General features: G+C 70.5%; 10 protein-coding genes and 1 pseudogene. 9 read left to right on the top strand and 2 right to left on the bottom strand.

Annotation, left to right across the window (positions count from 1 at the left end; genetic code table 11):
* Window positions 1-83 precede the first annotated feature (83 nt).
* Window positions 84-863 carry an adenosylcobinamide-GDP ribazoletransferase gene (locus ACWD6R_RS26315; protein ID WP_451820961.1) on the top strand — a complete coding sequence of 260 codons (780 nt, stop codon included), beginning with the start codon at window positions 84-86 and terminating at the stop codon, window positions 861-863.
* Window positions 864-902: 39 nt separating this feature from the next.
* On the opposite strand, the gene ACWD6R_RS26310 is transcribed toward ACWD6R_RS26315, so the two are convergent.
* Window positions 903-1,031: a hypothetical protein gene (locus ACWD6R_RS26310; protein ID WP_451820960.1), complete on the bottom strand. Its 129-nt coding sequence runs from the start codon at window positions 1,029-1,031 to the stop codon at window positions 903-905.
* Window positions 1,032-1,264: 233 nt separating this feature from the next.
* Between ACWD6R_RS26310 and ACWD6R_RS26305 the strand changes: the two genes are divergently transcribed.
* The 7 genes from ACWD6R_RS26305 (at window position 1,265) to ACWD6R_RS26275 (ending at window position 11,971) form a co-directional block, all read left to right on the top strand.
* On the top strand, window positions 1,265-2,809 hold the full coding sequence (locus ACWD6R_RS26305; protein ID WP_451820959.1) for a leucyl aminopeptidase: 1,545 nt from the start codon (window positions 1,265-1,267) through the stop codon (window positions 2,807-2,809).
* Between the two features lie 384 nt (window positions 2,810-3,193).
* Window positions 3,194-4,582, top strand: coding sequence for a dihydrolipoyl dehydrogenase (gene lpdA / locus ACWD6R_RS26300; RefSeq protein WP_451820958.1), 1,389 nt, complete (start codon window positions 3,194-3,196; stop codon window positions 4,580-4,582).
* A 60-nt stretch (window positions 4,583-4,642) separates the two neighbouring features.
* Window positions 4,643-6,394, top strand: coding sequence for a 2-oxoglutarate dehydrogenase, E2 component, dihydrolipoamide succinyltransferase (gene sucB / locus ACWD6R_RS26295; RefSeq protein WP_451820957.1), 1,752 nt, complete (start codon window positions 4,643-4,645; stop codon window positions 6,392-6,394).
* A 309-nt stretch (window positions 6,395-6,703) separates the two neighbouring features.
* The gene (locus ACWD6R_RS26290) at window positions 6,704-7,327 is read left to right on the top strand and encodes a GntR family transcriptional regulator (protein WP_359118397.1); all 624 of its coding nucleotides are present in this window, start codon (window positions 6,704-6,706) and stop codon (window positions 7,325-7,327) included.
* A 258-nt stretch (window positions 7,328-7,585) separates the two neighbouring features.
* Window positions 7,586-10,255 (top strand): pyruvate dehydrogenase (acetyl-transferring), homodimeric type, encoded by a 2,670-nt coding sequence (aceE, locus tag ACWD6R_RS26285; protein WP_451820956.1) that lies wholly within the window; start codon window positions 7,586-7,588, stop codon window positions 10,253-10,255.
* A 167-nt stretch (window positions 10,256-10,422) separates the two neighbouring features.
* Window positions 10,423-11,394, top strand: a complete 972-nt coding sequence (locus tag ACWD6R_RS26280; protein WP_451820955.1) for a helix-turn-helix transcriptional regulator — start codon at window positions 10,423-10,425, stop codon at window positions 11,392-11,394.
* A gap of 55 nt (window positions 11,395-11,449) precedes the next feature.
* Entirely contained in the window at window positions 11,450-11,971 is a 522-nt protein-coding gene (locus tag ACWD6R_RS26275; protein WP_451820990.1) for a DUF4240 domain-containing protein, read from the top strand.
* Window positions 11,972-12,120: 149 nt separating this feature from the next.
* On the opposite strand, the gene tnpA is transcribed toward ACWD6R_RS26275, so the two are convergent.
* Entirely contained in the window at window positions 12,121-12,549 is a 429-nt protein-coding gene (tnpA, locus tag ACWD6R_RS26270; RefSeq protein WP_451820954.1) for an IS200/IS605 family transposase, read from the bottom strand.
* A 51-nt stretch (window positions 12,550-12,600) separates the two neighbouring features.
* On the opposite strand from tnpA, the pseudogene ACWD6R_RS26265 reads away from it, so the two are divergent.
* Window positions 12,601-13,112: pseudogene (locus ACWD6R_RS26265) on the top strand (RNA-guided endonuclease TnpB family protein); the annotation flags it as partial.

Genomic DNA, 13,112 nt, shown 5'->3' with positions numbered 1-13,112 from the left:
CCACTCCCGTTGATCCGCCTTTGCAGTGCTTTGCAGCGTTTCGGCCAATCTAGCGGTCCGGCCGAGGGATTAGCCTGCGCGCCGTGACCTCCCTGAACAGCCACGGCATACGTTTCGCCTTCGGCACCCTGACCGTGCTCCCCGTCCGCGTCACCCGCTGGGACCGCGGGGCCGCCCGTGCCGGGATGCTGAGCGCCCCGCTCGCCGGTCTGGTGGTGGGGCTGCTCGCGGCGGTCCCCGGCGCACTGTTGCTGCTGCTCGGGTCCGGGCCGCTGCTCGCGGCGGTCGCCTCCGCCGCGGTGCCCGCGGCCCTCACTCGGGGGCTGCACCTCGACGGACTCGCCGACACGGCGGACGGGCTCGGCAGCGGCAAGCCCGCGGCGGACGCGTTGCGCATCATGAAGCAGTCGGACATTGGGCCATTCGGTGTCATCACCCTGCTGTTCGTCCTCCTGGCCCAGGTCGCGGTCCTCCATGAGCTGTACGGGGAGGGCTGGGCGCACGGCGCGGTGGCGGCGGTCGTCGCGGGGGTCACCGCCCGCCTCGCGCTCACGCTGGCATCCCGTCAGGGCGTGCCTCCGGCCCGGCCGGAGGGGCTGGGGGCAGCGGTGGCGGGAACGGTGCCGATGGGGGCGGCGGCGGCTGTGACGGTCGCGGTGGTGGCCGTGGGGTCGGGGGCGGGGGCGGTGTTCGGCGGGTACGGCGCGCTGCACCACGGCCTTGCCGTAGTGGCCGGGCTGATGGGCGCGCAGCTGCTGCTGCGGCACTGTGTGCGGCGGTTCGGGGGCGTGACCGGGGATGTCTTCGGGGCGGTCGCGGAGACGGCGGCGACGGCGGCGCTGGTGACGTTGGCCCTGGGGTAGGCGGACGGGGGTGCGGGGCGGCCCGTTTCCGTCTTCTCCTCAATCCGCGGACGGGCCCGCCGTGCAGCTCCGGCGCCAGGTGCCCAGGTCGTACTTCTTGCGGAGCGAGCTCAGACGCAGCCTCGTCGACTCCGGGCAGAACCATGCCACCGGCACCTCGTACTCCACACGGTGACCCTGCTTCCCGGGCCGGTTCCGCCATCGCAGCCCCCGACCGGGCCGGCCGGGGGCCGGAGCCGTACCGCCGGAACGGGCCGCAGACGGCCCGCCGCCGTGATCCCGCAGCAAAGGCGCGCGTAGGCTCATTCCCGGCACATTGCGGCGGCGTCTACGATGCGCCGGGCACGGTCGGCCCACCCCTCGACCGACAACGAACTCAACGGAAGCGAGATTTCACCACCGTGACTGCTCTCACTCTCAGCACTGCCGGTGCGGCGACGCTGCGCGCCGACGCACTTGTCGTCGGCGTCGCCAAGGGAGCCAAGGGCCCGGTCGTCGCACCGGGCGCCGAGGCCGTGGACAAGGCGTTCGGCGGAAAGCTCGCCACCGTCCTGGAGACCCTGGGCGCCTTTGGTGCCGAGGGCGAAGTGACCAAGCTCCCCGCACCGGACGGCCTCAAGGTCCCGGTCGTCATCGCGGTCGGACTCGGTCCGGCCCCGGAGAAGGACGCGGCGTTCGACGGCGAGGCACTGCGCCGGGCCGCCGGCTGCGCCGCGCGTGCGCTGACCGGTTCGAAGAAGGCCGGCTTCGCGCTGCCGATCACGTCCGTCGAGGACGCCGAGGCCGTCGCCGAGGGCGCACTGCTCGGCGCGTACGCCTTCACCGCGTACCAGGGCGGCGAGAACAAGCTCGCGCCGAAGGACAAGAAGAACGGCAACGGCGCCAAGCTGCCGCTCGCCGAGGTCGCCCTGCTCGGCGCCCAGCCGCGCGACAAGGCGTTCAAGGCGGCCGCAGAGCGTGCCACCGCGGTCGTCGAGGAGATCAACCGCGCCCGCGACCTGATCAATACCCCGCCGAACGACCTGTACCCCGAGTCCTTCGCCGCCGTGGCCACGGCCGCCGGCAAGGAGCACGGCATCAAGGTGCAGATCTTCGACGAGAAGGCGCTCGTCAAGGGCGGCTTCGGCGGTCTGCTGGGCGTCGGCCAGGGCTCGACCCACGGCCCCCGCCTGGTGAAGCTCGCCTACACGCACCCGAAGGCGGAGAAGACCCTGGCCCTGGTCGGCAAGGGCATCACCTACGACTCGGGCGGCATCTCGCTGAAGCCGGCCGGTCACAACGAGACGATGAAGTGCGACATGAGCGGCGCCGCCGCCGTGTTCGCGGCCGTCGTCGCGGCCGCCCGCCTCGGCCTCCAGGTCAACGTCACCGGCTGGCTGGCGCTCGCCGAGAACATGCCGTCCGGCAACGCCACCCGCCCGGGTGACGTGCTGCGCATGTACAGCGGCAAGACCGTCGAGGTGCTGAACACGGACGCCGAGGGCCGGCTCGTCCTCGCCGACGCGCTGACCCGCGCCTCCGAGGAGAACCCGGACGCGATCGTCGACGTGGCGACCCTGACCGGAGCGATGGTCCTGGCGCTGGGCCACCGCACCTTCGGCATCATGGCGAACGACGACGCCTTCCGTACGTCCATCCACGAGATCGCCGAGGAGGTCGGCGAGGCCTCCTGGCCGATGCCGCTCCCCGCCGACCTGCGCAAGGGCATGGACTCCCCGACCGCCGACATCGCCAACATGGGTGAGCGGATGGGCGGCGGCCTGGTGGCCGGTCTGTTCCTGCAGGAGTTCGTGGGCGAGGGCATCGCCTGGGCGCACCTGGACATCGCGGGTCCGGCCTTCCACGAGGGCGCGCCGTACGGCTACACGCCGAAGGGCGGCACCGGTTCCGCGGTCCGCACGCTGGTGAAGCTGGCGGAGCGCACCGCTGCCGGGGACCTCGGCTGAGGATGCTCCGTGCGTACGGCCCCGGGCATACGTCCGGGGCCGTACGTGTTCACCCGTCGGCATCGATGCACGGTGCGCACAGGTTTCGCTCTCAACGAAATCCGCACTCCCACCTGTCTCCCACCACCACCCTTCCACCGCGGCGCTTCGCGCCGCTGCTACCAATCTCTACGCAGCAGTAACCTTCCGGAACGGATGATCGTCCGTCCCGGATCCGGGCCCCGCGTCCCGCCCACCGTCAACAAGTGCGAAGATGGGTTCTCGGCAGGACAGGGCCCCCCACCACAGGGCCGAATAACAAAAGCGGCCGAACACCAGCCGACCGGCCGGTCATCCCCCAGCGACGGGGCCCGGCGTACGGCGCACATGCATGGAGGACGTGACGTGGCGAACGACGCCAGCACCGTTTTCGACCTAGTGATCCTCGGCGGTGGTAGCGGCGGTTATGCCGCGGCCCTGCGCGGAGCGCAGCTGGGCCTGGACGTCGCTCTGATCGAGAAGGGCAAGGTCGGCGGCACCTGCCTGCACAACGGCTGCATCCCCACGAAGGCGCTGCTGCACGCCGGCGAGATCGCCGACCAGGCACGCGAGGCCGGCCAGTTCGGCGTCAAGGCCACCTTCGAGGGCATCGACATCGAGGCCGTCCACAAGTACAAGGACGACGTGATCTCGGGCCTGTACAAGGGTCTGCAGGGTCTCATCGCTTCCCGCAAGGTGCACTACGTCGAGGGTGAGGGACGGCTCTCCTCCCCCACCTCGGTGGATGTGAACGGCCAGCGCATCCAGGGCCGCCACGTGCTCCTGGCGACCGGCTCCGTGCCGAAGTCGCTGCCGGGCCTGGAGATCGACGGCAACCGGATCATCTCCTCGGACCACGCGCTGAAGCTGGACCGCGTCCCGAAGTCCGCGATCGTCCTGGGCGGCGGCGTCATCGGCGTCGAGTTCGCCTCGGCGTGGACGTCCTTCGGCACCGACGTCACGATCATCGAGGGTCTGAAGCACCTCGTTCCGGTCGAGGACGAGAACAGCTCGAAGCTTCTTGAGCGCGCTTTCCGCAAGCGCGGCATCAAGTTCAACCTCGGTACGTTCTTCCAGAGCGCCGAGTACACGCAGGACGGTGTCCGCGTGACCCTCGCCGACGGCAAGACGTTCGAGGCGGAGGTGCTGCTGGTCGCGATCGGCCGCGGCCCGGTCTCGCAGGGTCTGGGCTACGAGGAGGCCGGCGTCGCGATGGACCGCGGCTACGTCCTCGTCGACGAGTACATGCAGACCAACGTTCCGACCATCTCGGCCGTGGGCGACCTGGCCCCGACGCTGCAGCTCGCGCACGTCGGCTTCGCCGAGGGCATCCTGGTGGCGGAGCGGCTGGCCGGTCTGAAGACCGTCCCGATCGACTACGACGGTGTCCCCCGGGTGACGTACTGCCACCCCGAGGTCGCTTCCGTGGGCATCACCGAGGCCAAGGCCAAGGAGCTCTACGGCGCGGACAAGGTCGTCGCTCTGAAGTACAACCTTGCGGGCAACGGCAAGAGCAAGATCCTCAAGACCGCGGGCGAGATCAAGCTCGTCCAGGTCAAGGACGGTGCCGTGGTCGGCGTCCACATGGTCGGTGACCGTATGGGCGAGCAGGTCGGCGAAGCCCAGCTGATCTACAACTGGGAGGCGCTGCCGGCCGAGGTCGCGCAGCTCATCCACGCCCACCCGACGCAGAGCGAAGCGCTCGGCGAGGCCCACCTGGCCCTGGCCGGCAAGCCCCTCCACTCCCACGACTGATCCAGTCCCGGGCGCGACGACCGACCCACTTCCGCACTTTCGTAAGGAGCAACTGAAACCATGTCGGTTTCCGTAACCCTTCCGGCGCTCGGTGAGAGCGTCACCGAGGGCACTGTCACCCGCTGGCTGAAGGCCGAGGGCGAGCGCGTCGAGGCCGACGAGCCGCTGCTCGAGGTCTCGACCGACAAGGTCGACACCGAGATCCCGGCGCCCGCCGCCGGCATCCTCGCGTCCATCAAGGTCGCCGAGGACGAGACCGTCGAGGTCGGCGCCGAGCTGGCCGTCATCGACGACGGCACGGGTGCAGCCGTCCCGGCCGCGGCTCCGGCCGCCGAGCCCGCGGCTGCTCCGGCGCCGGTCGCGGCGGCCCCCGCCGCCCCGGCCCCCGTGGCCGCGGCTCCGGCTGCTGCCCCGGCCGGTGCCGCCGCCGGTACGGACGTCACCCTCCCGGCGCTCGGCGAGAGCGTCACCGAGGGCACTGTCACCCGCTGGCTGAAGGAGGTCGGCGAGGAGGTCACGGAGGACGAGCCGCTGCTCGAGGTCTCCACGGACAAGGTCGACACCGAAATCCCCGCCCCGGTCTCCGGTGTGCTGCTGGAGATCGTGGTCGCCGAGGACGAGACCGCCGAGGTCGGCGCGAAGCTCGCCGTCATCGGTGCCGCGGGTGCCGCCCCGGCGGCTGCCCCGGCTCCGGCCGCTCCGGCCCCCGTGGCCGCTCCGGCTCCGGCCGCTCCGGCTCCGGTGGCCGCTGCCCCCGCCCCGGTGGCCGCTCCGGCCCCGGCGGCGCCCGCCGTCCCGGCGCCCGTGGCCGCCCCGGCCCCGGCTCCGGTCGCTGCTCCGGCTCCGGTCACCCCGGTGGCTCCGGCTGCGGCCTCCGTCGACGACGGTGCGTACGTCACGCCGCTGGTCCGCAAGCTCGCCGCCGAGAACGGTGTCGACCTCGGTGCGGTCAAGGGCACCGGCGTCGGTGGCCGTATCCGCAAGCAGGACGTCGTCGCCGCCGCGGAGGCCGCCAAGGCCGCCGCTGCCGCTCCGGCCCCCTTCGCGGCTGCCCCGGCAGCCGCGAAGGCGCCGAAGCTGGAGGCGTCCCCGCTGCGCGGTCAGACGGTCAAGATGACCCGCATGCGCAAGGTCATCGGCGACAACATGATGAAGGCGCTGCACTCGCAGGCCCAGCTGACCTCGGTCGTCGAGGTCGACATCACGAAGCTGATGAAGCTGCGCAACCAGGCGAAGGCCGCCTTTGCCGCCCGTGAGGGCGTCAAGCTGTCCCCGATGCCGTTCTTCGTGAAGGCGGCGGCCCAGGCGCTGAAGGCCCACCCGGTCATCAACGCCCGGATCAACGAGGACGAGGGCACCATCACGTACTTCGACTCGGAGAACATCGGCATCGCCGTGGACGCCGAGAAGGGTCTGATGACGCCGGTCATCAAGGGTGCGGGCGACCTGAACATCGCCGGTATCTCGAAGAAGACCGCCGAGCTGGCCGGCAAGGCCCGCGGCGGCGGCCTGACCCCGGACGACATGTCCGGTGCCACCTTCACCATCAGCAACACCGGCTCGCGCGGTGCGCTGTTCGACACCGTGATCGTGCCGCCGAACCAGGCCGCCATCCTGGGCATCGGTGCCACCGTCAAGCGTCCGGCGGTCATCGAGACCGCCGAGGGCACCGTCATCGGTGTCCGCGACATGACGTACCTCTCGCTCTCCTACGACCACCGTCTGGTGGACGGTGCGGACGCCGCCCGTTACCTGACTGCGGTCAAGGCGATCCTGGAGGCCGGCGAGTTCGAGGTCGAGCTCGGCCTCTGAGCACCACGGTTGTAACCAGCCTCACCAGCGGCGCCCCCGACCGGAACCCTTCCGGGCGGGGGCGCCGCCGTATTGTCTAAGGGCTGTCCCGTATTCCCTGGCGGATCAGCGCACGGCGTCGGATGCGGTGCATCGCAAGGTGGAGGAGCGCCCTCATACTGGGCGTATTCGGGTGTTCCGACAACGCAGCGAGGTGCCGTAGCTGTCGTCGTGCGCCCGCCAGGGATGACGGGACAGCCCTCAGACACCACCGGTTGCCTCGCCCGCACCGGTCGGATCGGCAGCACCGGTTTCCCCGAAGGAGCCCTCATGACCCCGCCCGTCGTCCACTCGCTGCGCGAACAGATCCGCGAGCACATCGTGGACGGGATCGTCAGCGGGCGCTGGAAGCCGGGCGAGCGGATCGTGGAGCGCCGGATCGCCACCGAGCTGGAGGTCAGCCAGACGCCCGTACGCGAGGCGCTGCGGGAGCTGGAGACCCTCCGGCTGATCGAGTCGGCGCCCAACAAGGGCGTACGGGTCCGGAATCTGACCGCCGCCGATCTGGAGGAGTCCTACCCGGTACGGGCCGGTCTGGAGCAGATCGCGGCAGAGCTGGCGGCTCCGGCGCTCGGCGAGGACTGCTCGCGGCTGTCGCCGCATGTGGCGGCGCTGTACGAGGCCGACCGGCTGGCCGACGGCGAGGCGCAGGTGCGGCACACGGTGGCGTTCCACCGGGAGTTGGTGCGGGCCGCCGGGAACGCCGTACTGCTGCACACCTGGGAGGGTCTGGGCATCGAGGTGTTCACGGCGCTCTCGATCCGGTGGCTGGGGACGGTGCAGAAGTCGTACGCGGAGGAGCACGAGGCACTCATCGACGCGTTCCTGCGCAAGGACCCGGACATCGGTGTGCTGGTGAAGGCGCATGTCCTGGGATGCGCGCCGCGCGCCTGAGGCAGGTACGCAGTTGCGTGGTCGGGCGCTCAGCCGTGCAGGCGAGCGCCCGGATTCATCCTATTTCTGATGTCACTCCGTGCCGTGAAACAGGGCACCGGATGCCAATTTCTTCATATCGAGAAGTTTTGCCCTTCATCCTTTGATCGATCATCGATCAGCGTTTTACAGTTCACTCCGCGGGCCCACCGGCCCCATCGCCCTGTCCTGCCAGTCAGGGCCTTTCTCCACCCCCCTCCTCTCCGGAAGGCGGCGATCATGACCGACCCCGTAGGAAAGCTTCCGAGCGAGCTCGACCAGCTCCCGGACCGTGACCCGGAGGAGACCGCCGAATGGGCGGCCTCCCTCGATGCCGTCACCAAGGCCGCGGGCCCGCACCGCGCCGCGTACCTGATGCGCCGCTCGCTGCAGCACGCCGAGGGCGCCGGTCTCGCGCTGCCCAAGCTGCTGGAGACCGATTACGTCAACTCCATCCCGACCGCCGCCGAGCCTGCGTTCGACGGCGACCTGGAGATGGAGTCCAGGATCACCGCGTGGAACCGCTGGAACGCGGCCGCGATGGTCACCCGCGGCTCCCGGTTCGGCGTCGGCGGCCACATCGCCACCTTCGCCTCGGCAGCCTGGCTGTACGAGACAGGCTTCAACCACTTCTTCCGCGGCAAGGAGGGGGACGGCTCCGGCGACCAGCTCTACATCCAGGGCCACGCCTCCCCCGGCATCTACGCCCGCGCCTTCCTCGACGGCCGGCTCAGCGAGCAGCAGCTCGACAACTTCCGCCAGGAGTCGGGCGGCGACGGTCTGCCGTCCTACCCGCACCCGCGGCGGCTGCCCTGGCTGTGGGAGTTCCCCACCGTGTCGATGGGCCTCGGCCCGCTCTCGGCCATCTACCAGGCGCGCTTCAACCGCTATCTGGCCAACCGCAACATCAAGGACACGTCGAACTCGCACGTCTGGGCCTTCCTCGGCGACGGCGAGATGGACGAGCCCGAGGCGACCGCGGCCCTCGCCCTCGCGGCCCGTGAGCGGCTCGACAACCTGACCTTCGTCATCAACTGCAACCTGCAGCGCCTCGACGGCCCGGTCCGCGCCAACTTCCGCGTGGTCCAGGAGCTGGAGGGCGCGTTCCGCGGCGCCGGCTGGAACGTCATCAAGACGCTCTGGGGCAACGCCTGGGACGAGCTGTTCCAGCTGGACACCACCGGCGCGCTGGTCCGCCGGCTCCGGGAGGTCCCGGACGCCCAGTTCCAGACGTACGCCACCCGCGACGTCGCGTACATCCGCGAGCACTTCTTCGGCGCCGAGCCCGCCCTCGCCGAGCTGGCGAAACTGCTCACGGACGCGAAGATCGCCGAGTGCTTCTACACCTCCCGCGGCGGCCACGAGGCCCGCAAGGTGTACGCGGCGTACAGGGCGGCCGTCGAGCACAAGGGCGCGCCGACCGTGATCCTCGCCCAGACGGTGAAGGGCTACACGCTCGGCAAGGGCTTCGAGTCCAAGAACGCCAACCACCAGATGAAGAAGCTGACGGTCGACGAGTTCAAGGGCATGCGCGAGCTGCTCGGACTCCCGATCCCGGACAGCGCCTTCGACGACGGCCTGGTGCCCTACGGCCACCCGGGCGCCGACTCCCCCGAGGTGCGCTACCTCCAGGAGCGCCGCGCCGCCCTCGGCGGCCCCGCCCCGGCCCGCCGGGTGCACTCGGTGGCACTGCCCGAGCCGGAGGAGCGGGCGTTCGCCGCGCTGAAGAAGGGGTCCGGCAAGCAGGAGATGGCCACCACGATGGCCTTCGTGCGCCTGGCCAAGGAGCTGATGCGGGACAAGGAGACCGGCAAGCGCTGGGTACCGATCGTCCCGGACGAGGCCCGTACCTTCGGCATGGAGTCGCTGTTCCCGTCGGCCGGTATCTACTCGCCGCTGGGCCAGACGTACGAGCCGGTCGACCGCGACCAGCTGATGTACTACAGGGAGGCCAAGGACGGCCAGATCCTCAACGAGGGGATCACCGAGGCCGGGGCCATGGCCGACTTCATCGCCGCGTCGACGTCGTACGCGACGCACGGCGAGACGATGATCCCCTTCTACATCTTCTACTCGATGTTCGGCTGGCAGCGGACCGGCGACCAGATGTGGCAGCTCGCCGACCAGCTCGGCAAGGGCTTCATCGTCGGCGCCACCGCGGGCCGGACCACTCTGACCGGTGAGGGGCTCCAGCACGCGGACGGCCACTCGCACCTGATCGCGGCCACGAACCCGGCGTCGCTCAACTACGACCCGGCGTTCGCGTACGAGATCGCGGTCATCGTCAAGGACGGTCTGCGGAGGATGTACGGCCCCGAGGCCGAGAACGTCTTCTACTACCTGACGGTCTACAACGAGCCGAAGCCGCAGCCCGCAATGCCGGAAGGCGTCGAGGAGGGCATCGTCAAGGGCCTCTACCGCTTCAAGGAGGGCACGCCCGCCACGGCGGATGCGCCGCGCCTGCAGCTGCTGGCCTCCGGCACGGCGATCCACTGGGCCCTGGAGGCCCAGGAACTGCTCGCCGCGGACTGGGGTGTCACGGCCGACGTCTGGTCCGCCACGTCCTGGGGCGAGCTGCGCCGCGAGGCGCTGGAGTGCGACGAGGCGCTGCTCCACGGCGAGCAGCGGCTGCCGTACGTGACCCAGGCGCTGGAAGGCGCACCGGGCCCGGTCCTCGCGGTCAGCGACTGGATGCGGCAGGTGCCGGACCAGATCAGCCAGTGGGTGGAGCAGGACTGGTCCTCGCTCGGCACGGACGGCTTTGGTCTGTCCGACACGCGTGACGCGGCCCGCCGCCACTTCGGGGTCGACGCGCAGTCGATCACGGTCGCGGCGCTGGCCCAGCTGGCGCGGCGCGGCGAGGTGACCGCGTCCGCGGTCAAGGAGGCCCGGGAGAAGTACGGGCTGTGAGGTGACACCGGCCGGGTGTACCCGGCCGGCCTTTTGCCCTCAATCTCCCCCCATAGCCTTGAAGGCATGGGAGGGACCCCGTCGGCGGGCTTGATTTTCGAGCCCGCCCGGCGGTCGAGGGCATCTTCGAGCCTGCCGGCGATCGAGGGCACGGCACACTTGGGCCCATGCGTGCTGCCCGGCTCATCAAGATGGTGCTGCTCCTCCAGTCCCGGTCCGCCATGACCGCCGCCGAGCTCGCCCGGGAGCTGGAGGTGTCCGAACGGACCGTCGCCCGCGACGCCCAGGCACTCTCCGAGGCGGGGGTTCCCGTGTACGCGGACCGGGGCCGGGCCGGCGGGTACCGGCTCGTCGGCGGGTACCGGACCGGGCTCACCGGGCTGGCCCGTAACGAGGCCGAGGCGCTCTTCCTCTCCGGGCTGCCGTCCGCGCTGCGCGAGATGGGGCTCCAGGACGCCGCGTCCGCCGCCCGGCTCAAGGTGTCCGCCGCGCTGCTGCCCTCGCTGCGGGACGCCTCCGACACCGCCGCCCGGCGCTTCCACCTGGATGCACCCGGCTGGTATCAGGAGCCCGTCACGCCGGAGTTGCTGCCCGCCGTCGCGGAGGCCGTCTGGGACGACCGGATGGTCAGCGCCCGCTACCGGCGCGGCGGTGCGGGCGGTGAGGTCGAGCGGGAGCTGGCGCCGTACGGACTCGTTCTCAAGGCCGGGGTCTGGTACGTGTGCGCCCGCGCCGGGACGGAATTCCGGGTGTACCGGATCGACCGCTTCACCGCCGTGGCCGTGTCGGACGGACGGTTCGTACGCGACGACGACTTCGATCTGCCGGGCTTCTGGGACGAGCAGGCCGCGCGGTTCGCCCGCTCCATCCTGCGGACCGAGGTGACGGTACGGGTGTCAAAGGCGGGGGTAGGCCGACTGCCGCACACCATGGACCGTTCGGCGGTCCAGGACGCACTGGACGCGGCCGGCCCGCCCGGCACCGGCGGGTGGCGCACCGTCACCCTGCCCGTGGAGTCCCTGGAGGTCGCGTACGACCAGCTGCTGTCCCTGGGACCGGAGTTGGAGGTCCTCGAACCGCCCGCGTTGCGGAACCGCTTCGCCGCTGCCGCCGAACGGCTGAGCGGCCTCTATCGCTGAAGGCTTCGTGTCTCCGCGTGCATCGCCTGCCACCAAGGCCGATGCTTGACCCGTGATGGACGAGACGGAGTTCTGGGAGATCATCGACAGCACCCGAGAGGCCGCCGAGGGCGACCCCGAGGACCATGCCGACCTGCTCGTCGACCGGCTGGTGCAGCTCGATCCGGAATCCGTGCTGGACTTCGCCCGGCACTTCGAGGCCCGCTACAACCGCGCGTACCACTGGGACCTGTGGGGCGCCGCCGCCGTGCTGCTCGGCGGCGCGAGCGACGACGCCTTCGACTTCTTCCGGTGCTGGCTGATCGGCCAGGGGCGGGAGGTCTTCGAGGGGGCGGTGCACGATCCGGACAGCCTCGCCGAACTGCTCGACGAGTTCGACGAGGAGATCGACGGGGACGCCGAGGATCTCGGCTATGCGGCCGACGAGGCGTACGAACAGCTCACCGGCGTCGTCACGCCGGACCTCGGCCTTCCGCCGCAGGCCTCCGAGCCGCAGGGCGCGCCCGTCCGCTTCGAGGACGACGCGGCGCTGGCCGAACGCTTTCCCCGGCTCTGGGAGCGGTTCGGCTCCGGCTGAGCCGCCCCGCCCCCGCTGTGGGCACCCGGGTTCAGCATGATCTTGCAAGGAACCCCGGCCCTTCCGGGCTCGGGAGGAATTGCATCCTGAGTCGGGCGGCGCGGAGCGCCGCCGTATCGCTCCGGAATGCTCCCACCACGGCGCCGCGCTCAGTCGGGTCGCTTCTGGTTCTCGATGTACTCCTTGACCATCGCCAACGGGGCGCCACCGCAGGAGGCGGCGAAGTACGAGGGTGACCAGAGGTGGTCGCCCCACAGGTACTTGCGGATGTGGTCGGGGAACTCCTTGCGGAGATAGTGCGCGGACACGCCCTTGAGGCTGCCGACCAGGGCGGAGAGCTTGATTTGAGGCGGGTAGTGCACAAGGAGATGGACATGGTCGGTCTCGCCGTTGAACTCGCGTAGTTCCGCGTTGGCCTTCGCGCACACCTCGCGCATGACCTCCTCGCAGCGGGTCAGGATCTCGCCGGCGAAGACGTGACGCCGGTACTTCGGAGTGAAGACCAGATGTGCGTGAAGAATGTAGACGACGCTACGACCCCTGCGGATATCGGGGTTTGGTTCCCACCTTGGTGACATAGACACGATGATGGAGTTACATCCGTGAAACTCGTTGTGCAGGTTCGTCTCATGCCGGATGCCATGCAGGCGCCGGCCCTTGAGGCGACCCTGCGCACGGTCAACAGCGCGGCGAACTGGGTGTCGGCCGTGGCGTTCGAGCACCACGGGCTCAAGGGCCGCCAGACACCCTTGCGGAAGCTGTGTTACGGCGAACTCAAGGCCCGTGGCCTGGGGGCGCAGGCGGCGCAGCACGCCATCAAGCGCGTGGTGGACGCGTATGCGACGCTGCGGGCGAATATCCGGGCCGGGAACCTCGGCCCCGAGGGATCGAACCGGCGTCGCAGGGCGGAGTCCAAGCCGGTCGTCTTCCGCCCGGACGCGGCGCACACCTACGACGACCGGTGTCTTTCCTGGCAGTACGACGCTCGGACGGTCTCGATCTGGACCCTTGCGGGCCGGGTGAAGAACCTGCGGTTCCTCTGCTCACCGGCGGCGCTCAAGCAGCTGGTCGAGCACCGCAAGGGCGAATCCGACCTGGTGTTCCGGGGCGGCAAGTGGTTCCTGGTCGCCACCATCGACAT

This window comes from Streptomyces sp. NPDC005151, assembly GCF_053599875.1.
The sequence above is the reverse complement of the archived record's forward strand: the minus strand, read 5'-3'. Positions and strand labels throughout refer to the sequence as shown.

Bases quoted from the DNA above. Each gene is read 5' to 3' on its own strand.
- sucB (WP_451820957.1), top strand. From the start codon at position 4,643: ATGTCGGTTTCCGTAACCCTTCCGGCGCTCGGTGAGAGCGTCACCGAG.
- ACWD6R_RS26290 (WP_359118397.1), top strand. From the start codon at position 6,704: ATGACCCCGCCCGTCGTCCACTCGCTGCGCGAACAGATCCGCGAGCAC.
- aceE (WP_451820956.1), top strand. From the start codon at position 7,586: ATGACCGACCCCGTAGGAAAGCTTCCGAGCGAGCTCGACCAGCTCCCG.
- ACWD6R_RS26280 (WP_451820955.1), top strand. From the start codon at position 10,423: ATGCGTGCTGCCCGGCTCATCAAGATGGTGCTGCTCCTCCAGTCCCGG.
- ACWD6R_RS26275 (WP_451820990.1), top strand. From the start codon at position 11,450: ATGGACGAGACGGAGTTCTGGGAGATCATCGACAGCACCCGAGAGGCC.
- tnpA (WP_451820954.1), bottom strand. From the start codon at position 12,549: ATGTCACCAAGGTGGGAACCAAACCCCGATATCCGCAGGGGTCGTAGC.